Origin of the sequence: Streptomyces sp. NRRL S-350, from assembly GCF_000719705.1 — a bacterium.
In the GTDB taxonomy this organism is placed as follows: domain Bacteria; phylum Actinomycetota; class Actinomycetes; order Streptomycetales; family Streptomycetaceae; genus Kitasatospora.
Genome location: NZ_JOHO01000030.1, coordinates 45,280 through 68,659 on the forward strand (window position 1 = coordinate 45,280; position 23,380 = coordinate 68,659).

General features: G+C 74.6%; 15 protein-coding genes and 1 riboswitch. Of the genes, 9 read left to right on the forward strand and 6 right to left on the reverse strand.

What is annotated here, in order from left to right; translation table 11 throughout:
* Positions 1-71 precede the first annotated feature (71 nt).
* Both IF30_RS0124860 and IF30_RS0124865 read right to left on the reverse strand, forming a co-directional pair.
* On the reverse strand, positions 72-1,307 hold the full coding sequence (locus IF30_RS0124860) for an aminotransferase class I/II-fold pyridoxal phosphate-dependent enzyme (RefSeq protein ID WP_158835455.1): 1,236 nt from the start codon (positions 1,305-1,307) through the stop codon (positions 72-74).
* Positions 1,304-1,930 carry an SRPBCC family protein gene (locus tag IF30_RS0124865; protein ID WP_078891659.1) on the reverse strand — a complete coding sequence of 209 codons (627 nt, stop codon included), beginning with the start codon at positions 1,928-1,930 and terminating at the stop codon, positions 1,304-1,306. The genes IF30_RS0124860 and IF30_RS0124865 overlap by 4 nt, the downstream gene beginning before the upstream one ends.
* A gap of 244 nt (positions 1,931-2,174) precedes the next feature.
* On the opposite strand from IF30_RS0124865, the gene IF30_RS0124870 reads away from it, so the two are divergent.
* The 3 genes from IF30_RS0124870 to IF30_RS41955 all read left to right on the forward strand — a co-directional run bounded on the left by IF30_RS0124870 (position 2,175) and on the right by IF30_RS41955 (position 9,080).
* The gene (locus tag IF30_RS0124870) at positions 2,175-2,981 is read left to right on the forward strand and encodes an SAM-dependent methyltransferase (RefSeq protein ID WP_030242499.1); all 807 of its coding nucleotides are present in this window, start codon (positions 2,175-2,177) and stop codon (positions 2,979-2,981) included.
* Between the two features lie 250 nt (positions 2,982-3,231).
* On the forward strand, positions 3,232-5,349 hold the full coding sequence (locus tag IF30_RS0124880) for a putative bifunctional diguanylate cyclase/phosphodiesterase (protein WP_030242501.1): 2,118 nt from the start codon (positions 3,232-3,234) through the stop codon (positions 5,347-5,349).
* Between the two features lie 287 nt (positions 5,350-5,636).
* Positions 5,637-9,080, forward strand: a complete 3,444-nt coding sequence (locus IF30_RS41955; RefSeq protein WP_037901117.1) for a protein kinase domain-containing protein — start codon at positions 5,637-5,639, stop codon at positions 9,078-9,080.
* A gap of 100 nt (positions 9,081-9,180) precedes the next feature.
* Here the strand turns inward: IF30_RS41955 and IF30_RS0124900 are convergent, their stop codons facing one another.
* Positions 9,181-9,810 (reverse strand): GTP cyclohydrolase II, encoded by a 630-nt coding sequence (locus tag IF30_RS0124900; RefSeq protein WP_030242507.1) that lies wholly within the window; start codon positions 9,808-9,810, stop codon positions 9,181-9,183.
* Between the two features lie 269 nt (positions 9,811-10,079).
* Here IF30_RS0124900 and gdhA point away from each other — a divergent pair, with 269 nt between their 5' ends.
* From gdhA to IF30_RS0124915, 3 genes are all read left to right on the forward strand, one after another.
* The gene (gene gdhA / locus IF30_RS0124905) at positions 10,080-11,507 is read left to right on the forward strand and encodes an NADP-specific glutamate dehydrogenase (RefSeq protein WP_051711071.1); all 1,428 of its coding nucleotides are present in this window, start codon (positions 10,080-10,082) and stop codon (positions 11,505-11,507) included.
* A gap of 212 nt (positions 11,508-11,719) precedes the next feature.
* Complete coding sequence (locus IF30_RS0124910; protein WP_030242510.1) at positions 11,720-12,595, forward strand: AraC family transcriptional regulator; 876 nt, start codon at positions 11,720-11,722, stop codon at positions 12,593-12,595.
* Between the two features lie 288 nt (positions 12,596-12,883).
* A complete protein-coding gene (locus IF30_RS0124915) occupies positions 12,884-13,648 on the forward strand; it encodes a VOC family protein (protein WP_030242511.1) in 765 nt (254 codons plus the stop codon).
* Here the strand turns inward: IF30_RS0124915 and lnt are convergent.
* From lnt to IF30_RS0124930, 3 genes are all read right to left on the reverse strand, one after another.
* Positions 13,624-15,222: an apolipoprotein N-acyltransferase gene (gene lnt, locus IF30_RS0124920; protein ID WP_078891661.1), complete on the reverse strand. Its 1,599-nt coding sequence runs from the start codon at positions 15,220-15,222 to the stop codon at positions 13,624-13,626. The genes IF30_RS0124915 and lnt overlap by 25 nt on opposite strands.
* Before the next feature lie 317 nt (positions 15,223-15,539).
* On the reverse strand, positions 15,540-19,166 hold the full coding sequence (cobN, locus tag IF30_RS0124925) for a cobaltochelatase subunit CobN (RefSeq protein ID WP_030242513.1): 3,627 nt from the start codon (positions 19,164-19,166) through the stop codon (positions 15,540-15,542).
* Entirely contained in the window at positions 19,163-19,345 is a 183-nt protein-coding gene (locus IF30_RS0124930) for a hypothetical protein (RefSeq protein WP_030242514.1), read from the reverse strand. Before IF30_RS0124930 ends, cobN begins: the two co-directional genes overlap by 4 nt.
* A 65-nt stretch (positions 19,346-19,410) precedes the next feature.
* Positions 19,411-19,496: riboswitch (cobalamin riboswitch) on the reverse strand.
* Between the two features lie 319 nt (positions 19,497-19,815).
* Between IF30_RS0124930 and IF30_RS0124935 the strand changes: the two genes are divergently transcribed.
* The 3 genes from IF30_RS0124935 to IF30_RS0124945 are packed head-to-tail and all read left to right on the forward strand — an operon-like array spanning position 19,816 to position 23,257.
* Positions 19,816-21,096: a cobalamin biosynthesis protein CobG gene (locus IF30_RS0124935; protein ID WP_234322832.1), complete on the forward strand. Its 1,281-nt coding sequence runs from the start codon at positions 19,816-19,818 to the stop codon at positions 21,094-21,096.
* A complete protein-coding gene (locus IF30_RS0124940) occupies positions 21,093-21,719 on the forward strand; it encodes a precorrin-8X methylmutase (RefSeq protein ID WP_030242517.1) in 627 nt (208 codons plus the stop codon). Before IF30_RS0124935 ends, IF30_RS0124940 begins: the two co-directional genes overlap by 4 nt.
* Positions 21,716-23,257, forward strand: a complete 1,542-nt coding sequence (locus IF30_RS0124945) for a precorrin-2 C(20)-methyltransferase (RefSeq protein WP_030242520.1) — start codon at positions 21,716-21,718, stop codon at positions 23,255-23,257. The genes IF30_RS0124940 and IF30_RS0124945 overlap by 4 nt, the downstream gene beginning before the upstream one ends.
* Positions 23,258-23,380 lie beyond the last annotated feature (123 nt).

The window sequence follows — 23,380 nt, forward strand, 5'->3', positions numbered from 1 at the left end:
GCGGGGGTCTTGCGGGCGCCGTATCGGCGGGCACGTGCGCGGGCGGACGAGCCCCCCGGCACGTGCCGGGGTCACGGCAGGTCGAGGCGCGCCAGCCGCTCCAGGGCGGTGGCCAGGGTCGAGCCCGGCAAGGCGTAGTTCAGGCGCAGCGAGCCCCGGCCGCCCGGGCCGAACTCGGCCCCGTCGGTGGCTTCGAGGCCGGAGCGCTCCAGCAGTGCCCGCCGGGCCGTACCCGGCGGCAGGCCGAGGGCGGCGGCGTCCACCCAGAGCAGGTACGAGGCCTGCGGGGCCGACCGGACGGCGGCCCCGAGCCGGTCGGTGAGCCGGGCCCGGGCGGCGGCGAGGTGGGCGAGCAGCGCGTCCAGCCACGGGCCGCCTTCGCGCAGCGCCGCCTGCTGCACGGTCTGCTCCAGCAGGCCGCCCTCCCAGAGGCCGTAGCCGGCCAGGGCGTCGGCGAACCGGGTGCGTAGCCCCGGGTCGGGCACGAGGGCGAAACTGCTGGGGATACCGGAGCAGTTGAAGGTCTTGCCCACGGAGTTGAGGCTGACGGTGGATCGGCGGTGCGCCGGGTCGACGGTGGTGACGGCGACGGGGTGCGGGCGGCCGGGATGGGTGAGGTCGCCGTGCACCTCGTCCGAGACCAGCAGTGCGCCCGCCTCCGCCGCCCGCTCGGCCAGCGCGCGCAGCCCCTCGGCGGGCCAGACCCGGGCGGAGGGGTTGTGCGGGCTGCTCAGCAGGACGGCGGCGGTGGGGCGGGGGAGCGGACCGTCCGGTAGTCGGTACCCCTCCGGGCCGACGGGCAGGGGCAGTTCTCGGAAGTCGATGCGCGCGGCGCGGCACAACTGCGCGAAGCCGCCCCACTCCGGGGTCGGGAACAGCACGGGTGCCTGCGGCCGGGGCGCTTCCGCCCGTACGATCTCCAGCAGGACGCGCAGCGTGGTGCGCGGGCCGCAGGGCAGCAGCAGGACCCAGTCCGGGTCCACCTCGGCGCCGTGCCGGGCGCGGTACCAGTCGGCCACCAGCGTGCGGCCGGCCGGGTCGCACGCCGTGTAGCCGTAGGCGCGGTGGCGGGCGCGCCGCTGCAGGGCGCGGGCGATGGCGGGCGGGCCGGGGAGGTCCATGTCGGCGAGGCCCATGGGGATCACGCCGGGGGCGGTCGCGCGGCTCCATTTGCTGCTGGCGGTGCCGGTGCGGTCGAAGGGGGAGTCGAAGCCGAAGGGAGCGTCGGGAGCGGGGGCGGGGGCGCGGCGAACAGATGACAGATTTCGAAATCTGTCATCTGTTCGCTGAAAGCTGTCATCTGTCATCTGTCACCTCCCTCTGTCGTCCCGTGTGCCGCCCCGTGCGCCGCCCCGTGGGCCGCCCCGTGAATCGCGCCGCGGGCGGCCCCGTCCACCGACCCGGAAGCCGCCAGGTGCGCCGCCAGTCCGCGCCGCCCCCGGCGCATCATGATCGCGTGGTTGGCGCGGAACACCGGGTGCAGCGGCAGGGCGAGGCGGCGCAGCAGGGCCTTGCCGGGCCGGGTGTCCTCCTCGAACAGCACCCGGCTGCCCGCACTCCGGTCACCCGCGCCACCCGCGCCACCTGCACTCCGGGCGCCCGCGCCGCCCGCGGCGCGCGTACGGCCCGCGTCGTCGGGGGAGTCCGCCGTCACCGTGAACCGCGACCAGCCCTCCAGGTCGCCCCGCATGACCGCCTCCAGCACCCCGGCGGCCGGGTCGCGCCGCCGCGCCTCCAGGCTGATCACCAGCCGGTACGGCAGCAGGGCGCGCACCACCACGTCCCCGGTCGTCTCGCCGGTCTCCCGCACCTCGCGGACTTCCGGCCACCAGAGCGGGTAGTTCCGGACGTCCTCCAGTGCCGCGTACACGACGGCCGCAGGTGCCGCGAGCCGCCACATTCCTCGGAAGCGGTAGTGGTTGGGATCCACGGGCCCACCCTAGCGGCCGGGGCGGCGTGGTGGACGAACACCGGTGGGCCGTTGCCGAGTTGGTCCGGTGGCCGGCCTGGCGCGGAGGTGAACGCCCCGGAAACGTCCGCCTGTCGGGAGGGGTTCGCTCCGCTTGCACCTGTTCGGCGTGCGGAGGAGGATCTTCTGTGCTTGTAGTCTCGTCTGTCACGGCAGCATCTCCAGGGCGCTGCACCCCCGGAACCGGAGTGAAGGAGTCACAGGCATGCGGCGACCGAGCTGGGTACCGGAGGGCACGGACCTGGACAAACCGAACGCCGCGCGGGTCTACGACTACTACCTGGGGGGCTCGCACAACTTCGAGGTCGACCGGGAGATGGCCCGCAAGGCGCTCGCCCTGTGGCCGGAGCTGCCGCAGATCATGCGCTCCAACCGTGCCTTCCTGCGCCGCGCCGTGACCTTCCTCGCCGAACAGGGCATCACCCGCTTCCTGGACATCGGCTCCGGCATCCCGACCTTCGGCGCCGTGCACGAGATCGCCCGCGCGATCCGCCCCGAGGCGAAGGTCCTCTACGCGGACCGCGACCCGGTCGCCGTCGCCCACAGCCGCCTGCTGCTGGAGGACGACCCGGCCAGCAACGTCATCCAGGCCGACCTGCGCGACGTCGCCGACCTGCTGGGCCGCCCCGAGGTGACCGCGCTCCTCGCGGAGGGCGAGCCGGTAGGCGTCCTGCTGGTGGCCGTCGCGCACTTCGTCAGCGACGGCGAGGACCCGTGGAAGCTGATCGGCGTGATCCGCGACGCGCTCCCGCCAGGCAGCGCGCTGGTGCTCTCGCACGCCTCCCTGGAAGGCCGCCCCGACCAGGCGGAGGACCACCAGAAGCTCTACCGGATGACGCCGACCCCGCTGACCATGCGCACCCACGAGCAGATCGCCGCCATGTTCGACGGCTTCGACGTGGTCGAGCCGGGCGTCGTCTACCTGCCGCAGTGGCGCCCGGACCAGCCCCACACGGTCGGTGAGCACCCCGAGCGGATGACCGGGGTGGCGGGCGTGGGGTTCCGCCCTTGAGCGGACGCGACCGACGAGGCACCGACGGCCGCCCGTCCCGCGCGGCGGCCGCCGGGAGCACGGTGCTGGGCGCGGCGCCCGGCACGGGCGCAGGCGCGGCGGGCAGCGGATCCGCAGCCCCCCGTGAATCCGTCGCCCCCGGTGGTCTCGTCGCCCCCGGTGGTCTCGTCGCGCCCGGCGGTCCCGTCGCCCCCAGCAGACTCGTCGCGGCCGGTGAACCCGTCGTGGACAGCGGCCGCGGGACGCCGCGATGAGCAGCCTCCCGCTGCGCGGCGGTGCCGAGCGGTTCCACGAGGAATGGGCCCGGCTGCTCTCGGCCGACCACGGCATCGCCATCCACCCAGGTCTGCTCAACCGGCTCGTCGCGCGCACCGCCGCGCTGCTGCACCGCGCCCAGGAGGACGAGCCGTTCGAGCGCCGCCTGGCCGCCCAGGCCGGCGCCGAGCTGGTCGACGCCCACTTCACCGACCCGGTGCTGCTGGCCCGGGCCGTCGAGCTGCTCCACGCGCAGCCCCTCGCCGACGACCGCGGCCCCGCCCTGACCGGAGCCTTCGCGGCCGGCTGGGCCGCCGCCCTGCGCGAGCGCACGCTGAGCGAGCAGGAGGCCATCCGCACCGCCGCCGACACCGCCCGCAAGGAGGCCGAGCGGGCGCTGCGCGCCTCCGAGGCGCGGTTCCGCGCACTGTTCGAGAGCGCCGCGATCGGCATCGGCATCGGCGACACCGACGGCAACATCCTGGCGGTCAACAAGGCGCTGCAGGAGCTGTTCGGCGCGGGGCCGGCGGACATGATCGGCCGCCGGGTCGGCGACCTCGTGCACCCCGAGGACACGCCGGGCGTGTGGGAGGCGTACGAGGAGCTGATCAGCGGCAAGCGCGACCACATCCAGTTCGACAAGCCGTACTACCGCCAGGACGGCGAGGTGATCTGGACCCACCTGACCGTCTCGCTGATCCGCGACGACGACGGCTCCCCGCAGTACCAGGTCGCCATGCTGGAGGACATCACCGACCGCTACCGGCTCCAGGAGCGGCTGCGCCACCAGGCCACCCACGATCCGCTGACCGGCCTGCCCAACCGCGCGGCCTTCTTCGAACGGCTGGAGAAGCTGTTCGAGGAGCCGGAGCCGGCCGCCCGGTTCGGCCTCTGCTACGTCGACCTCGACGGCTTCAAGGTGGTCAACGACAGCCTCGGCCACGACATGGGCGACCAGCTGCTGGCCGCCGTCGCCGCACGGCTGAAGGCCGCCCTCACGCCGCTCGGCCACCTGGTGGCCCGGCTCGGCGGGGACGAGTTCGTCGTGCTGCTGGAGAACTGCCGCGGCGAGCAGGAGGCGGTGTCCGCCGCGAAGACCGTGCTCAAGGCGCTCGCCGGACCGGTGCTGATCGGCGATCACAAGCTCGCCGTGGGCGCCAGCGTCGGCGTGCTGGAGCGGCGGGTGTCCACCACCACCCCGGGCGCGGCCGTGCGTGCCGCCGACCTCACGCTCTACCGCGCCAAGGAGGCCGGCCGCGGCCGGTGGACGCTGTTCGACCCCAAGGAGAACGCCCGCGCGGTCAGCCGCTACGCGGTCTCGGTGCGGATGCCCGCGGCCCTCGACCGCGGCGAGTTCTTCATCGACTACCAGCCGCTCTACCGCCTCGCCGACGGCCGCCTCGCCGCCGTGGAGGCCCTGGTGCGCTGGCGCCACCCGCAGCTCGGCGTGCTCGGCCCGGACGAGTTCGTCACCACCGCCGAGGAGACCGGGCTGATCATGCCGCTCGGCCGCTGGGTGCTGGAACAGGCCTGCGGCCAGGCCGCGGACTGGATCAAGCGCTTCGGCGACGCCGCGCCGCAGCTCAACGTCAACCTCGCGGTCCGCCAGGCCCGCAGCGCCGCCCTGGTCACCGACCTCGGCCGGATCCTGGACGGCACCGGCCTGGACCCGGCCCGGCTGCAGCTGGAGATCACCGAGTCGACCGTGGTCGGGCCCGAGGACGAGGCGCTGCGCACCCTGCACGGGCTGGTCGACCTCGGGGTGTCGCTGGCCGTGGACGACTTCGGCACCGGCTGGTCCAACCTCTCCTACCTGCGAGACCTGCCGGTTTCCGGCCTCAAGATCGCCGGGTCCTTCGTCGGCGACCTGCACGAACCCGGCAAGGACGAGTCCACCGGGTGGCGGATCGTCAGCGGCCTGGTGTCGATGGCGCACACCCTCGGGCTGACCGTCACCGCCGAGGGCGTCGAGACCCGGCGGGACGCCGAACGGCTGCGGACCATGGGCTGCGACTGGGCGCAGGGGTGGCACTTCGGCCGCCCGGTACGGCCGGCGGAGATCGCCCGGCGGATCACGGAGGAGCCGAAGGGCCGCCCGGTCGAGGAGCGCTGAGGGCCGGCCGGGGTGGCGCGGCGGGCGCCCGGTGGCGGTTCGGCGGACCCGGCGCCTGGCCGGTACGCAACCGCGACCGCGACCGCGACCGGCGACCGGCACCCGGTTCGCGGCCGCCGGTCGCGGTTGCGTACCGGTCCTGCGGCGGGTCTGTCCTGATCCGCGGAAGCGCCCGACACCCGCGCCCGCCATGCGGGATGATGGCGCGTCAAAATCACCACCCGGCACCGGCGCGCCCATGCTCACGGCCCCGCGCCGGTCCGGGCTGCGGGGAAGGGGATCGCCGCATGGGCACGACGGAGGGCGCGGACCCGGCCGAGGGCGACCTGCGCGGGCCGCGGTCCCGGTCGGAGGCCGGCGCCGAGCCGGAGGAACAGCCGCGGAGCAGGGTGGAGCGGTGGTCGAAGGGGCGGTGGCGCGGCTCCGAGGCCGTACCGGGCGGGGCGTCCCGGCTCGGGTCCGTCCCGCACACCCGGGTGGACCCGGAGGCCGCGACCCGTCGGGTGGGCGGCGCCGAGCCGCGCCACGACCCGCAGGCGCCGACCAAGGTCCGCACGGGCGGCGGGGGCCGGTCCGACCCGGAGGCGGTGACCGAGGTCGTCCGACCCCGGCGCGGCGCCGCACCGGGCCCGTCCTGGCAGGACAGCGTCGGACCGGGCCCGAGTCCGGGCGGAGGATCCGCCCCGGTCGGAGCCGCCCCGGTCGGAGCCGACCCGGGCCAGGACCACGGCTTCGGTGGGCCCCTCGGCGCCGACGGCCCGCCCGAGGACGCCTTCCCGGGGGCCCTGCGGGCGCGGTTCATCCCGCTGGGCCGGGCCGGCGCCGGCTCCGAGGGCACCGTCTGGTACGTCCGGCGCACCGACGGCGGCGGCGACGCGGCCGTCAAGGTGGCCGCCACCGGGCAGCCGATGGACCACGACCTGCTCGACCACCTGCGCAACGACGGCTTCCGGCGGCACGTCCCGCACCTGATCGACTTCGGGCGGGTCCGCCACCACGGCGCCCTGGTCGACTGGGTGGCGATGGAGTACCTGCCGGTCACCCTCGCCGCGCACGTCGCCGAGTTGTGGCGCCGGGGCGGGCACACCGACCGGCGGACCACCGAGCAGATCGTCTACGAGCTGGTCGCCCTGCTCGACTTCTGGCAGCAGCGGATCAAGCGCAACCCGCTGGACTTCAAGCCGGCCAACATCCTGGTGCGCCCCGGCAGCGGGTCCGGCGAGTTCGTGATCGCCGACTTCGGCGGCGTCGACCGGCTGACCGACAGCCGCCGGTTCAGCTCGGCGATGATGGTCACCGTCGCCTACATGGCCCCCGAGCAACTGGCCGGAAAGAACCACCAGGCCGGCCCCTGGTGGGGCCTCGGCAACGTGCTGTACGAACTGTTCGTCGGCCGCCCCCGGTTCCTCGGTGCGGACGGCGAGCGCGCCGCCGACCAGGAACTGGAACTGGAACTGGTGATGGGCGAGGAGGTGGACCTCGCCGCCGTCCAGGACCCACGCCAACTGCTGCTCCTGCAAGGGCTGTTCACCAAGAAACCGGAGGACCGCTGGACCGCGCCGCAGGTCCGCGCCTGGCTCGCCGGCGGCAGCCCCGAGGTGATCCGCCGCCGGCCCCGGGCACACGCCCGGGCCCACCGGCCGGTCACCTTCCTCGGCAACCCGTTCACCGATCCGGTGCGGCTCACCGGGGCGCTGCTCAAGAACTCGGGCGCCGCGGCACGCTGGCTCTCCACCGGCGGCGCGGAGCGCCTGCGGGACTGGCTGCGCGACGAGGTCGAGGACACCGTCTTCGACCTGCACTACCTCACCGACGTGGCCCGGGCGCCCGGCTCCCGGCGCGAGGCGGCAGCGGCCGTCGCCGTACTCGCCCTCGGCGCCGCCTTCGCCCCGTCCGCCACCCCGCACTACCGCGATCGTCCGATCGACACCCCCGGCCTGGAACGCATCCTCACCGAGCCCGACGGCGCCGAGCTCGTCGACGAGCTGGTCCGCGGCGGAGCACCGGCCGTCGCCGCGCGCTACGACTGCTTCCACCGCGAGTGCGCGAGTGAGCACTGCTCGCGCCTCCTCGCGCTGGGCGCACTGCCCGACGTGCTCGCCGAGGTCGACCGGTTGGCCCGTACCGTCGGCGGCGGCCGGCGGGGCGGCGGCGGCCTCAGCCCGGAGGAACGCGAGGAGGCGCACCGGCAGGCGGTCTGGCTGAGCATCCGCCCCGAGGAGCGCACGCGGCTGCTGGGCCGGCTCTCGCCGCTGCCCGCCGCGCTGCACCGGCTGCCCCTGCCCGACCGGGTGTCGGAACTGGCGGCCGTCGTCGCGGCCGTGGTGGTGGACGGGGCGCTGGCGGCCGGTGCGCTCGCCCGTACGGCTGCCCGCGCGGCGGCCCGGAAAGCGGCACCCGACCCGGCGGCGGCCACCCCGCGGGACGTGGTGCGACGCCGCTGGTCGGCGCTGCGGCGCCAGGCCGTGGGAGCCGACCCGGCGCAGACGGCCGGGTGCGCGGCACTGGTCGCGGCCGAGGCGTTGCGGCGGCGCGGCCGGGGGCGTCCCGAGCGGCCCGGACCGGAGCCCGGGGTGCGGCGGGAGAGCCGGCTGACCCGGCTCTGGCGCAACCGGCGCAGACGGCCGCCGCTGGACTGGCGCGCCCGGCTGGAGGCCTGGTGGCCGCACGCCCGCACCGCACTGCCGCGCCGGGCCGGGGCCGTCCTGCTGCTCGTCCTCGGCTTCGGACTGCTGCTCTGGGCGGGCGCGGTGCTCCGCTACCCGGTCGAGGCGGGCGAGAAGCTGGGCATCGCGCCCGGCGGCGCCTTCGGCGGGCCCCTGAGGTCGGCCGGCGACCACGCGGCACGGCAGGTGGCCGGCCAACTCGGCGGGGCCTTCGTCGCGGCCGTCGTCCTCGCCTTCTTCCCCGCCCGGGTCGGCGTCGGCACCGCCCTGCTGACCGGCGCCGGGGCCTTCACGATCGGCTACCTGCGGCTCGGGCCGCCGATGACCGGGGTGGAAGCGCCGCAACCGGTGGCCGAGCGGGTCATCATGTTCGAGGGCGGAATGGGGAGTTGGGCCGGAATCGTGTCGGTCGTGGCGATCGTCGGGTCGCTCTGGCTGATCGAGCGGGCGTCCAACCGGCTGCTGAAGCCCGCCCATGAGGCCCGGCGGCTGACCAGGCAGGCCTGGCAACGGCTCGACGCGCGGAGGGCGCCACGCTCCGGCACCGCCTCCCGCCCGCGCCCGGGCCAGCGCCCGGGGCCGGCTGCGGGCGCGGCCGGCGGGCAGTGGCGCCCGGGCGGCGCGGGCGTGCGCGACCGGTTGGGATTCGCGCTCGGAACCACGGCGGTGCTGGTCCTGCTCCTGTGGGCGGCGGTCGAGGTGCGGCTCGCGGCCACCAGGGTGCACCCGACACCGGCCTCCTGGGGGGCGGGCGAGGCGGGTGCGGCCTACCAGGCCGGGTTCGTCATCCTGCTGGCGGTGGTGTCGCTGGTGAGCACCCTCGGGACCAGGCCCACCGCCCGGGCGCTCTTCGCGGTCTGGATCCCCGCCACGCTGTTCCTCGGCGCCTGGCCCAAGCCGTTGGGCCCGGTCGAGGCGTTGCGGATCCCGGTGTTCGAAGCGCAGTTCCGCGCCGTCGCGGAGCTGTGGGGGCACGGCGCCTTCTGGGCCGCACTGCTGCTGGCACTGCCGCTGGCGGCGTACGGAGTGCTCCGGACGGTGCGGGAGCGGCCGGGGGAGAGGTGAGCCGAGGGGGCTGACGGCTGCCACCCGTTCAGCCGATCCGTCGTTCGGCTGGTCCGTCGTTCGGCTGGTCGGTCGTTCGGCCGATCCGCCGTTCGGTCGATCAGCCGACGAGTTGGGAGAGCTCGATCGAGTGCCCCGTCCGCTCCACCTTCGCCCGCAGGTACCGGACGTTGCTCGCCGAGAGGTGGACGCCGGTCGGCACCCGGTGGCGGACGGTGATCCCGAGGTCGCCCAACTGCGCCGCCTTGTCCGGGTTGTTGCTCAGCAGGTCGATGCGCGTGGTGTCGAGCGCGGCGAGCATCTGGGCTGCGGCGGTGTAGTCCCGGCCGTCCTCGGGCAGTCCGAGCGCGGTGTTGGCGTCGTACGTGTCCAGCCCGGAGTCCTGTAGGGCGTACGCATCGAGCTTGTTGTACAGCCCGATGCCCCGGCCCTCCTGCCGCAGGTAGAGCAGGTACCCGCCGGCCGCGCCGATCCGTTCGGCCGATTCACGCAGCTGGGGGCCGCAGTCGCAGCGGTCCGAGCCGAAGACGTCCCCGGTCAGGCACTCGGAGTGCAACCGCACCAGCGGCGTCCCGCCCTCGGGCACCGTGCCGAGCGCGAGTGCCAGGTGTTCGGCTCCGTCGGTGAGGCCGTGGAAGGTGAAGACGTCCGCGTCGACGCGGTAGCCGTCGGGGAAGGTCAGCGGAATGCGCACGCGCGAGCGCACCGTGGCGGAGCCGGGCAGCGGCATGGAACGGGCCTCCGTCGATCGGGGGTGGACCGGGCTGGATCGGATGCTGACCGTACTCGGTAGTTCCAATTTGAACAACTGGACGCCGCCGGTGCCCTCGCGATCACGGAGCGCAGAACACCCCTCCCGTGCCGTCTGTTCCCGTGACGGCATCCGAGATGTGGAACGGCGCCGGGGCGGCGGTGTGGACACTGCGAGACTTCACCCGTTTCCTGGGCACGGGAACGCCCGAGCACGACCACCGACAACCACGGAAGGGTCCTGATCAGATGCCCACGAGCCGAGACACGTCCACGTCAGCCTCCACCGCCTCCCCCTCCGCAGCCTCCGCCCTCTCCCCCTCCTCCTTCGACGCCGAGCAGCGCGTGATCGAGGCGCTCTACGCGGACGTGGTCCGCCGCAACCGGGGCGAGGCGGAGTTCCACCAGGCCGTCCACGAGGTGCTGGAGACCCTGGCCCCGGTGCTCGCCCGTCGCCCCGAACTCGTCGACGCCCGGATCATCGAGCGGATCTGCGAGCCCGAGCGGCAGTTGATGTTCCGGGTGCCGTGGACGGACGACTCCGGCGCCATCCACGTCAACCGCGGCTTCCGGGTGGAGTTCAGCAGCGCCCTCGGCCCGTACAAGGGCGGCCTGCGCTTCCACCCCTCGGTGAACCTCGGCATCGTCAAGTTCCTCGGCTTCGAGCAGATCTTCAAGAACGCGCTCACCGGGCTGGCGATCGGCGGCGGCAAGGGCGGCTCCGACTTCGACCCCAAGGGCCGGTCGGACGCCGAGATCATGCGGTTCTGCCAGTCCTTCATGACCGAGCTGCACCGCCACCTCGGCGAGCAGACCGATGTGCCGGCCGGGGACATCGGCGTCGGCGGCCGGGAGATCGGCTACCTCTTCGGCCAGTACAAGCGGATCACCAACCGCTACGAGTCCGGCGTGCTCACCGGAAAGGGCCTCGGCTGGGGCGGCGCACAGGTCAGGACCGAAGCCACCGGCTACGGCTGCGTGCTGTTCACCGCCGAGATGCTGCGCAGCCGCGGGGAGAGCCTGGACGGGCGCCGGGTGGCCGTCTCCGGTTCCGGCAACGTCGCCCTCTACGCGATCGAGAAGGCGCAGCAACTCGGCGCGACGGTACTGACCGCCTCCGACTCCTCCGGCTACGTGGTGGACGAGAAGGGCATCGACCTCGGCCTGCTCAAGGAGGTCAAGGAGACCCGGCGCGGCCGGGTCGCCGACTACGCCGAACTGCGGGGCAGCCACGTCCGGTTCGTCGAGGGGCCGGGCGTGTGGAGCGTGCCCTGCGAGGTCGCACTGCCCTGCGCCACCCAGAACGAACTGGCCGAGGCCGACGCGCTCGCCCTGGTGCGCAACGGCGTCCTCGCGGTCGCCGAGGGCGCCAACATGCCCACCACCCCGGACGCGGTGCGGGTGTTCCAGGAGGCCGGGGTGGCCTTCGGCCCGGGCAAGGCGGCGAACGCGGGCGGCGTCGCGACCAGCGCGCTGGAGATGCAGCAGAACGCCTCGCGGGACTCCTGGAGCTTCGAGCGCACCGAGGAGCGGCTGGCCGGGATCATGAAGCACATCCACGAGTCCTGCTTCACCACCGCCGAGCGCTACGGCCGCCCCGGTGACTACGTGGTGGGCGCGAATGTCGCGGGCTTCGAACTGGTCGCGGACGCGATGCTGGCCCAGGGCCTGGTCTGAACCCCGGCCTGCCGGCCTGACCTGCCGGCCTGACCTGCCGGCCTGACCAGCCGGCCTGACCTGCCGGCCCCACCAGCCGGCCTCCTGACCCGCTGGCTTCCCGACCCGGCCACCCGGCGATCGGTACCCGACCGGAGCGGGCACCGATTGTCGGGTGCGGCAGGGTGGGTCCTTCCTACGGTGGTGATCAGTAAGGGAAGGACGGGGTTGGCGTGATTGAGCACCTGAACCGGGCGATGGACCACATCGAACGGCACCTGGACGGCGAGATCGACGTGGCCGAGCTGGCACGCATCGCGATGACGTCGGAGTACCACTTCCGACGGCTGTTCTCGATGCTCGCCGGGATGCCGCTCTCGGAGTACGTGCGGCGTCGGCGGCTGACCGTCGCGGGGGCCGAAGTCCTGGACGGCGAACGGACGTTGCTCGACATCGCGGTCCGGTACGGGTACACCTCGGGGGAGGCGTTCGCCCGGGCGTTCCGGGCGATGCACGGCGTCGGGCCGGGGGAGGCCCGGCGGGACGGTGCGGTGCTCACCTCCCAGCCCCGGATGTCCTTCCGACTCGTCGTGGAAGGAAACAGCAGTATGGAATACCGGATCGTCGAGAAGCCGGACTTCCGGATCGTCGGAAAGAAGGCCCGGGTCACCCTGGTCTACCTGGGGATCAACCCGGAGATAGCCGAGTTCATCAAGGGACTCGGCACGGAGACCGTCGAGCGGATCACCGCGCTCGCGGGGACGGACCCGGCCGGCATCGTGTCGGTGAGCGACGACTTCTCGCCCAACCGGGAGGAGGGGTCCGAACTCGACTACTGGCACGCGGTGGTGGCGCGCGAGGACGCCGTGGTCCCGGCGGACCTGGACGTCCTCGACGTCCCGGCCGGCACCTGGGCCGTGTTCACCAACGCCGGACCGTTCCCGGAGGCGCTGCAGAAGATGTGGGGGGACGTGGCCAGCCAGTGGTTCCCGTCCAACCCGTACGAGGCCCGGCCTGGTCCGGAGATCCTGAGGACCCGGTTCGTCCCGGAGACGGGTGACACCGAGGCGGAGCTCTGGATCCCCGTGGCGCGGGCCGCGCGGGGCTGACCGACCGTACCGGGCCGCCGGGCCGTGCGGTGCCGGCGGCGCGGCGGCGCGGGGGCCGACAAGTAACAGATGACAGCCGACAGCTGACAGAGTTCGAAATCTGTTATCTGTCGGCTGTCATCTGTCATCTGTCTTCTGTTACTTGTTCGCCGCGCCCGTCGCCGGCCCTCCCCGCCCCGCCCGCAGCACCCGCCCGTTCGGCTCACCAGCGCCCACCTCCCGCCCTCCCCGCCCCGCATCCTGGGCAGGGAGGGTCGGGGGCCGAGACCGAGCTGGAGAGCAGGACCCATGAAGCAGACGTCCGTGACCACCAACGCCCCGTGCTGGGTCGAGCTGGGCACCTCCGACCCGACCGCCGCCAGGGCCTTCTACAGCGAGCTGTTCGGCTGGCGGGAGGACGACCGCTCGCGCCCGGCAGGCAGTGACTACGCCCAGATGCTGGTTGGCGACGCCCCGGCCGCCGCGATCACCCCGCGCTACGCGCCGCGGCAGCCGACCGCCTGGACGGTCTGCTTCGCGGTCGCCGACGCGGACGCCACCGCCGCGAGGATCGCGGAGTCCGGCGGCAGCATCCTCAAGGAGCCCACCGACGTCCTGGACCACGGCCGCTTCGCGGTGGCCGCCGACCCGTCCCGCGCGGTCTTCATCCTCTGGCAGGCCCGCGCCTTCCGGGGCGCCGGGGTGTTCAACGAGCCCGGCTCGCTCGGCTGGGTGGAACTGCTGACCCGCGACCCGGCCGGCGCGACCGCGTTCTACCCGTCGGTCTTCGGCTGGTCCGTCGCCCCGTCCGAGCACTACACCCAGTGGGGCCTGGCCGGCCGGGACTTCGGCGGCATGCTGGCGATGGACGACCGCTTCCCGCCCGAGGTGCCGCCGCACTGGCTGCCGTACTTCGCGGTCCTCGACGCCGACGTCACCGTCAGCCGGGCGGTGACCCTCGGCGGGGACGTGCTGATGCCTGTCTTCGGCATGCCGGGCGGTCGGCGGATCGCCGTGCTGCGCGACCCCCAGGGTGCCGCGTTCGGCGTCTACGCCTCCGGTACGGAGGGCTGACCGGAACGCCGTGCGGCACGCCGGGCCGCGCGCGAGCGCCACCCCGCCACCGCCGCCCCCGCCGTGACCAGCAACGCCCCCATCGGTACCACGTCGCCGATCCGGTCGTACCAGGTCAGCGTGCCGGGGGCGGTGAGCGGCAGCCGGACGGTCAGCGCGCCGGTGCTGTCGGTGCCCATCCGGGCGAGTTCCCGGCCCTGGGCGTCGAATGCCGCCGAGACCCCGGTGAGCGAGGCCTGGACGGCCGGTCGGCCGGTCTCGGCGGCCCGGATCGCGGCCAGCGAGACGTGCTGTTCGGGCGCCCAGGTGTGCTGGAAGGTCGAGGTCGAGGACTGGTAGACCAGGACCCGGGCGCCGTCCCGCGCGGCGGTGCGGGCCATGTCGGGGAAGGCCGATTCGAAGCAGATGAGCGCCCCGACGGGCAGCGGCGCGCCCGTCCGGTCGGTGGTCGGGAGCACGTGGAACCCGGTGCCGGGCGCCCGGTTCTCGCCCGCCGCCCGGCTGACTCCGGCGATCCAGCCGAGCGCCGGCCGCAGCGGGATGTACTCGCCGAACGGGACCAGCCGGATCTTGCGGTAGCGGTCGGCCACGCCTGCCGGGGAGACCAGCACCGCGTCCTTGGAGATCCGCCCGTCCGCCTTGCGCGCGTCCTCCCCGGCGATGACCTGGGCGCCGGTGGTCGCGGCGAGCCCGCGCAGCACGTCCAGTGCGGCGGGATCGCGGTCGAGGTCGGCGGTGGTGCTGCTCTCGCCCCACACGACGAGGTCGACGGGCTGGCCGACCAGTCCGGCGGTGGCCCGGGCGCTGGCGTCGAACCGGGCCTGGGGGTCCTCGACGACGCCGGCCTGGACCAGGGCCACGCTGACGGTCCCGGACCGGGCGGGCGCTTCGCGCAGCGCGAACAGCAGGGGACCGGAGGCCAGCACCAGTACCGTCGCCGACGCCGCGACGGCCCGCGGCCGCCAGTGCACCGCGGTCAGCGCGATCAGCACCCCGGTGTTCACCGCCGCCACGGCCGCGCTGACCAGCCAGATCCCACCCGCCGACGCCAGTCCGAGGATCGCCGGGTGCTGCCACTGGGTGGCGCCGAGCAGCGCCCACGGACCGCCGAGCGCGTGCCAGGACCGCGCGTACTCGGCGGACACCCAGACCGCGGGGACGACCGCCAGCGCGAGCAGGGCCCGACGGGTGGTCAGCGGGGGGCGCAGCAGCCGGTGCACGGTGTACCCGACGGCGCCCTGCAGCGCCCCGAACAGCACCGCGATCACCGGCAGGCCCGGTCCGACGGACGGGATCAGCCAGTACATCGCGGTCATGATGAACCCGGCCCCGAACCACCATCCGCGCACCGCCGCCTCGCGCCCCCCGGGCGCCCGCTGCATCAGCAGCAGTCCGGGGACGAGGGCGATCCACGCCAGCCAGGCCTGCCCGGGCGTCGGGAACGCGAGGACGGGCACCGCCCCGGCCGCCAACGCGCCGAACCGGGCGCGGTACTGGTGTGGCGGGTGCGGCTCCCGTTCGTCCGGGGGAGTCGTGCTCGGAGCTGGGCTGGGGAGAGCGATGCGGCGCGACATGCCCCGTATTGTCCGCCTGGGAGGAGATTGCTGCCAGGTGGCGGCACATGAGGTTGACGCCCGGGCGGCGGGGAAGCGGCGTGGAAGCGGTACGAAAGCGGTTCCGGAGCGCCGTCCGGACCATCCGCACCATCCGGAGAACCGTCCGGAGAACCGTCCGAAGGATCGTCCGGGGAACCGTCCGGTCCGGACGACGGGAGGCGGAGACCGCCCGCACGCCGTGCCGTCGCGTGGCCGAACGGCGGGCGGGCGAAGGCCGGTTGGGACGTCACGCGGCCGCAGCCCCTCCGGGAGGGACGGCGGCCGCGGGGCGGGGCTCAGCCTTCGTCGCCCTCCAGGTCCCCCTCGGTCTCCAGGAAGGCCGCCTGCAGCTGCGCGATGAGCTCCGGGTCCGGCTGCTCCCACAGGCCGCGGCTGGCCGCCTCGAGGAGGCGCTCGCTGATCCCGTGCAGGGCCCACGGGTTGGCGCCGGCGAGGAACTCGCGGTTGACCGGGTCGAGCACGTACTCCTGGGTCAGCTTCTCGTACATCCAGTCCGCGACGACGCCCGTGGTGGCGTCGTAGCCGAAGAGGTAGTCGACTGTCGCGGCCATTTCGAAGGCGCCCTTGTAGCCGTGGCGGCGCATCGCCTCGATCCAGCGCGGGTTGACCACGCGGGCGCGGAAGACGCGGGCGGCTTCCTCGGTCAGCGTGCGGGTGCGGACGGTCTCCGGGCGGGTGGAGTCGCCGATGTACGCGGTCGGCGCCTTGCCGGTGAGGGCGCGGACGGTGGCCACCATGCCGCCGTGGTACTGGAAGTAGTCGTCCGAGTCGGCGATGTCGTGTTCGCGGGTGTCGGTGTTCTTCGCGGCGACGGTGATCCGCTTGTACGCGGTCTCCATCTCCTCGCGGGCCGGCCGCCCGTCCAGGCCGCGCCCGTACGCGTAGCCGCCCCAGACCGTGTACACCTCGGCCAGGTCGGCGTCGGTGCGCCAGTCACGGCTGTCGATCAGCTGCAGCAGGCCCGCCCCGTACGTGCCCGGGCGGGAGCCGAAGACGCGGACGGTGGCCTTGCGCTCGTCGCCGTGGACGGCGAGGTCGGCCTGGACGTGGGCCCGCACGTAGTTGGACTCGGGCGCCTCGTCCTGGGCGGCGGCCAGGCGCACCGCGTCGTCCAGCAGGGCGACGACGTGCGGGAAGGCGTCCCGGAAGAAGCCGGAGATGCGCAGCGTCACGTCGATGCGCGGGCGGCCCAGCTCCTCCGGCGGGATCGGCTCCAGGCCGGTGACGCGGCGCGAGGCCTCGTCCCAGACGGGGCGGACCCCGAGCAGGGCGAACGCCTCGGCGATGTCGTCGCCGGCGGTGCGCATCGCGCTGGTGCCCCAGAGCGAGAGTCCGACCGAGGGCGGGTAGGCGCCGTCGTTGTCGGCCTGGTAACGCTCGATCAGCGAGGAGGCGAGCGCCTGGCCGGTCTCCCAGGCGAGCTTGCTGGGGACGGCCTTCGGGTCGACGGAGTAGAAGTTGCGGCCGGTCGGCAGCACGTTGACCAGGCCGCGCAGCGGCGAGCCGGAGGGGCCGGCCGGGACGAAGCCGCCCTGCAGGGCGTGCAGTACGGCGTCCAGCTCGTCGGTGGTGGCGGCCAGGCGCGGCACCACCTGGGTGGCGGCGAAGGCCAGGACCTCCCGGACGGCCTCCGGCAGGCCGGCGGCGACCTTCTCGACGGCCTCGGGCGCCCAGTCCTGCGCCTCCATCGCCTCGACCAGCGCACGGGCCTGGGCTTCGGCCGCGTCGGTGGCGCCGAGGGTCAGTGCCGCCTCGTCCAGGCCGAGCGCCTCGCGCAGGCCGGGCAGCGCGCTGACGCCGCCCCAGATCTGCCGGGCCCGCAGGATGGCGAGCACGAGGTTGACCCGGTCGGTGCCGGTCGGTGCCTGGCCGAGGACGTGCAGGCCGTCGCGGATCTGGGCGTCCTTGACCTCGCAGAGCCAGCCGTCGACGTGCAGCAGGAAGTCGTCGAAGCCGTCGTCCTCGGGGCGTTCCTCCAGGCCGAGGTCGTGGTCGAGCTTGGCGGCCTGGATCAGGGTCCAGATCTGGGCGCGGATCGCGGGCAGCTTGGCCGGGTCCATCGCGGCGATGTTGGAGTGCTCGTCCAGCAGTTGCTCCAGGCGCGCGATGTCGCCGTAGGAGTCGGCGCGGGCCATCGGCGGGACGAGGTGGTCGACGAGGGTGGCGTGGGCGCGGCGCTTGGCCTGGGTGCCCTCGCCCGGGTCGTTGACCAGGAAGGGGTAGACCAGCGGCAGGTTGCCGAGGACGGCGTCCGGGCCGCACTCGGCGGACAGCGCGGCGGTCTTGCCGGGCAGCCACTCCAGGTTGCCGTGCTTGCCGAGGTGGATGACGGCGTGGGCGCCGAAGCCGCCGTCCGCCTGGGCGGCCTCGATCCAGCGGTAGGCGGCCAGGTAGTGGTGGCTCGGCGGCAGGTCGGGGTCGTGGTAGATGGCGACGGGGTTCTCGCCGAAGCCGCGCGGCGGCTGGATCAGGACGAGCAGGTTCCCGGAACGGATCGCGGCCAGCACGATGTCCCCGTCCGGGTTCTGCGAGCGGTCGACGTACAGCTCGCCGGGGGCCGGGCCCCAGTGCTCCTCGACCCGCTCGCGCAGCGCCTGCGGGAGCGTGGCGTACCAGCGGCGGTAGTCGGCGGCGGGGATGCGCACCGGGTTGCGGGCCAGCTGGTCCTCGGTGAGCCAGTCCTGGTCGTAACCGCCGGCCGCGATGAGGGCGTGGATGATGGCGTCGCCCTCGTGGCCCTCCTCGGTGCCCTCGTCCAGGCCGGGCAGGTCGTTCCCGAGGTCCATGCCCTCCTCGCGCAGCCGGTGCAGCAGGCGGACGGCGCTGGCGGGAGTGTCCAGGCCGACGGCGTTCCCGACCCGGGCGTGCTTGGTCGGGTAGGCGGACAGCACCAGGGCGAGGCGGCGCTCGGCGGCCGGGACGTGCCGCAGCCGGGCGTGGCTGACGGCGGTGCCGGCGACGCGGGCGGCGCGCTCCGGGTCGGCGGCGTAGACGGTCAGGCCGTCCTCGTCGAGTTCCTTGAAGGAGAACGGGACGGAGATCAGGCGGCCGTCGAACTCCGGCACGGCGATCTGGGTGGCGGTGTCCAGCGGGGACAGGCCGTCGTCGCTGCCCTCCCACTGGGCGCGCGACCAGGTCAGGCAGAGCGCCTGCAGGATCGGGCGGTCCAGCGCGGCGAGCGCGCCCGCGTCCCAGGCCTCCTCGTCGCCGCCGGCCTGCGCGTCGGCCGGGCGGGTGCCGCCGGCGGCGAGCACGGTGGTGACGATCGCGTCGGCCTCGCCGAGCGCGGCCAGCAGCTCGGGCTCGGCGCCGCGCAGCGAGGCGCAGTAGTAGGCCTTGGCCTGGGCGCCCTGGTCCTCGATGGCCCGGCAGAGCGTCTCCACGAAGGCGGTGTTGCCGCTCATGTGGTGCGCGCGGTAGTAGAGCACCGCGACCGTCGGTCCGTCCGCAGGGCCGGCCGTCGTACGGGCCTCGCGCTCCAGCGGGCCCCACGCCGGTGCGGAGGCGGGCGGCGCGAAGCCGTGCCCGGTCAGCAGGACGGTGTCGGAGAGGAAGGCGCCCAGCTCGGCCAGGTTGGCGGCGCCGCCGTGGGCCAGGTAGGCGTGCGCCTCGGCGGCGATGCCGGCCGGCACGGTGGACAGCTCCATCAACTGGGCGTCGGGGGCCTGCTCACCGGTGAGCACCACCACCGGGCGGGGACCGGCCAGCAGCGCGTCCAGGCCCTCCTGCCAGGCGCGGCGGCCGCCGAGCAGGCGGACCACGACGAGGTCGGTGCCCTCCAGCAGCGCGGGCAGGTCCTCGGGGGCGAGTCGGGCCGGGTTGCCGAGCCGGTAGCGCACCGGGCCCTCGGCGGCGCGGGCACTGAGCAGGTCGGTGTCGGACGTCGACAGCAGCAGGATCATGCGAAGGCCCTCCTGGCCTCGGGGGTGGCCAGGACGGCCGAGAAGACGGCCGGGGTGGCCGTGAAGTGGCCCGGGACGGCCGTGGAGTGGGCCGGGACGGCCGAGGTGTCGGCTTTGGCGGCCCGGGTGACGGCCGGGACGGCCGTGCGGGCGACGGCCGTGGACGCGTGTGCGGGCATGCGACAGCTCTGGTGCATTTCTGCCTTCCTCGGGGTCCGCGCCCCGGGCCGGTGGAGGACGGCAGGAGTTCCTGGCTCCCGCGGCCGACCGGCTTACCGGTGAACCGCGGTCACAGTGGCGGGACCGCACCGGGCTTGCACCGGCTTCCTCCCCTGCGCCGTCGCTGGCGTGCGGGCGGTCCGCCGGGACCGCCCGCCCAGCATCGTACGGGGTGCGGCTGACCTGGGGGAGAGTGAGCTTTCGGACGCGGGCTCCGGCGCCCCGGCGCATGCGTCGGGGCGCGCTCGGCTCACGCGTCGGCGCCGTGCGTCGCTTCACGCGTCGCTTCACGCGTCGGTTCACGCTCGGCGCGCGGGTCGGAGTGCGTCGGGGGTACCTCGGGAGTACGTCAAGGGGCGCACGGCGGGCGCGCCGGAGTGTGACGCAGCGGACGGAATCAACCGATCGGATCATCTGTATGCTCGCCGCCATGCCACCGACACCCGACGCCACCGCGCCGGGCGCCGCCGTGCCCGACCGGGAGGTGTCCGACCGGGGGCACGCCGACGCCTGCCCCGGGGCACTGCGCCTGCACCCGGCCGACGACGGCTCCCTGGCCCGGATCCGCCTGCCCGGAGGGCTCCTGACGGACCGTCAGGCAACCGCACTGGCCGATGCCGCCGAGGCCCTGGGCGACGGGGAGTTGGAGACCACCTCGCGCGGCAACGTCCAACTGCGCGGCCTGGCTCCGCAGTGCGCGGCAGACCTCGCCGACCGCCTGCGGGCCGCCGGACTGCTGCCCTCCGACACCCACGAGCGGATCCGCAACATCGTCGCCTCGCCGCTGGCGGGACTGGACGCCACGGCCTCCGCCGACGTCCAGGCCTGGGTGCGGGAGCTGGACACCCGGCTGTGCGCGAGCGACTGGGCAACCGGGCTCTCCGGCAAGTTCCTGTTCGCGCTGGACGACGGGCGGGGCGACGTCGCCGCGCTCGACGCCGATGTGACATTGATCGCAGGTTCGGGCGGTCCCGCCCTGCTGCGCCTCGGGCGCTCCACCCACGGGCTCCCCGTCGAGCCCGGGCAGGAGGTGACGGCCGTGCTGGACGCGGCCCGCTCCTTCCTGGACGCGCTGCGGGCGGACGGGCGCCGAGCCTGGCACCTGCGCGAGGTGCCCGACCTGCTGCCGGCCGGTTCGGTGCCGTTGCCCGCCTACGCCGGTACGGCCCCGGAAGTCGGCGCGCTGCCCGGCGGGCTCTCGGTGGGGCTGCGCTTCGGGCGGGCGAGTGCCGGGCAGTGGCGATCGCTGGTCGCGGCCTCGGCCGGTCGGCTGCGGCTGACGCCCTGGCGGGGCGTGGTGCTGCCCGGTGCGCCGGCCGAGCGGCTGCCCGCGCTCGCCGAAGCCGGGTTCCGCACCGAGCCGGGCTCGCCCTGGGAGCGGGCCACCGCCTGCACCGGGCTGCCGGGGTGCGCCAAGTCGCGGGCCGACGTCCGCTCGGACGCGGCCCGGGCGCTGGGCGCCGCCATCGGCGCACCGGGTGCGGCCGATGCGTCGGGCGTGGCCGCCGGACCCTCCGGCGTGCTGCCCGTCCACTGGTCGGGCTGTGAACGACGCTGCGGCCACCCGGCCGGGCGGTGGGTGGACGTGCTCGCCACCGGGCACGGCTACCGGGTGACGGTGAACGGACCGGCGGCCGCCCCCACGGCCGTCGACGTGACGAACGAGGAGATGGCCGAGGCGGTCGCCGAGGCCAGGAGGACCACGAAGTGATCGAGTACGAAAAGGACGGCGCGTCCATCTACCGCCAGTCCTTTGCCACCATCCGCGCGGAGGCCGATCTGGCCGCCCTCCCGGCTGACGTCTCCCAGGTCGCGGTGCGGATGATCCACGCCTGCGGGATGGTCGACCTGGTCGAGGACCTGGTGTACTCGCCCGGCGTGGTGGCCTCCGCGCGCGCCGCGCTGCACGCCGGTGCGCCGATCCTCTGTGACGTCAACATGGTTGCGAGCGGTGTGACCCGCAAGCGGCTGCCCGCCGACAACGAGGTCGTCTGCACCCTCACGGACCCGTCCGTGCCCGAACTCGCCCGGAAGATGGGCACCACCCGCAGCGCCGCGGCCATGGAGCTGTGGCTGCCCCGGCTGGAGGGTGCGGTGGTCGCCGTCGGCAACGCACCGACCTCGCTGTTCCGGCTGCTGGAGATGATCGAGGCGGGCGCGCCTCGACCGGCCGCGGTGATCGGCGTCCCGGTCGGCTTCATCGGCGCCGCCGAGTCCAAGCAGGCCCTGGCCGAACACCCGTCCGGCCTGGAGCACCTGGTGGTGCGCGGCCGGCGCGGCGGCAGCGCGATCGCCGCCGCCGCCGTCAACGCGATTGCGAGCGAAGAAGAGTGACGGAGCAGCAGAATCCGCCGGTGGGGCGCCTGTTCGGAGTCGGACTCGGCCCGGGCGACCCTTCGCTGGTGACCGTCCGCGCCGCCGAACTCATCGGCAAGGCCGACGTGGTGGCGTACCACAGCGCCCGGCACGGGCGGTCCATCGCGCGCTCGATCGCCGAACGCTACCTGACGGGCGGTCAGGTCGAGGAGAAGCTGGTCTACCCGCTCACCGTCGAGACCACCGACCACCCGGGCGGCTACCGGGGCGCGCTGGACGACTTCTACGAGGAGGCCGCCGCCCGGTTGGCCGCCCACCTCGACGCCGGCCGCGACGTCGTGGTCCTCGCCGAGGGCGACCCGCTCTTCTACGGCTCCTACCAGCACATGCACAAGCGGCTGGCGCACCGCTACCCGACCGAGGTGGTGCCCGGCGTCACCTCCGTCAGCGCGGCGGCGGCCCGGCTCGGACAGCCGCTCACCGAGGCCGAGGAGACGCTCACCGTCATCCCGGGCACCCTGCCCGAGGAGGAACTGACGGCACGCATCGCGGCCGCGGACTCCGCCGTGATCATGAAGCTGGGCCGGACCTTCCCGGCCGTCCGCCGGGCCCTGGAACGGGCCGGACGCCTGGCCGACGCCCAGTACGTGGAGCGGGCCTACATGGCGGGGGAGCGCATCGCCCCGCTCGCGGAGGTCGACGGCGAGACGGTGCCGTACTTCGCGGTCGCGGTGCTGCCCAGCAAGGTCGCGGTGCTGCCCGGCCGGGTCGCGCCGCTGGAGCCCGAGGTCCGGCCGGCGGACGGCGCGGGCAGTGTGACCGTCGTCGGCACCGGGCCGGCCGGGCCGCTCTGGCTCACGCCCGAGGCGCGCGGCGCGCTGGCCGCGGCCACCGACCTCGTCGGCTACACCACCTACCTGGCCCGGGTGCCGGAACGCCCCGGGCAGCGGCGGCACGGCTCGGACAACAAGGTGGAGTCCGAGCGCGCCGAGTACGCCCTGGACCTCGCGCGGCGCGGCCACCGCGTCGCCGTGGTCTCCTCCGGCGACCCCGGCGTGTTCGCGATGGCCACCGCCGTCCTGGAGGTCGCCTGCGAGGAGGCCTACCGGGACGTTCCGGTGCGGGTCCTGCCGGGGATGACCGCCGCCCATGCGGCCGCCTCCCGCGCCGGCGCCCCGCTCGGGCACGACTACGCGGTGGTCTCGCTCTCGGACCGGCTCAAGCCCTGGGATGCGGTGGCCAAGCGGCTGCGCGCGGCCGCCGAGGCGGACCTGGTGCTCGCGCTGTACAACCCGGGTTCGAAGTCCCGGACCACCCAGGTCGGCCTCGCCCGGGACCTGCTGCTGGAGTACCGGGCGCCGGAGACCCCGGTGGTGATGGCGCGCGACGTCGGCGGCCCGACCGAGCGGGTGCGGATCGTCCGGCTGGGCGAGCTGGACCCGGCGCTGGTCGACATGCGGACCATCCTGCTGATCGGCTCCTCGCAGACCCGTGCGGTCGAGCGGGGCGGCGGTGTGGAGGTCGTCTGGACGCCTCGGCGCTACCCGGAGGCGTGACGGCGGTCGAGTGACGGATGGCAGCCGACAGATTTCTCCATGGGTCAGCTGTCATCCGTCATCCGTCATCTGTCGCCAGGCCGCCTGTCGGCCGTCAGCCGCCCGCTGCCCGGAGCTCGCCGC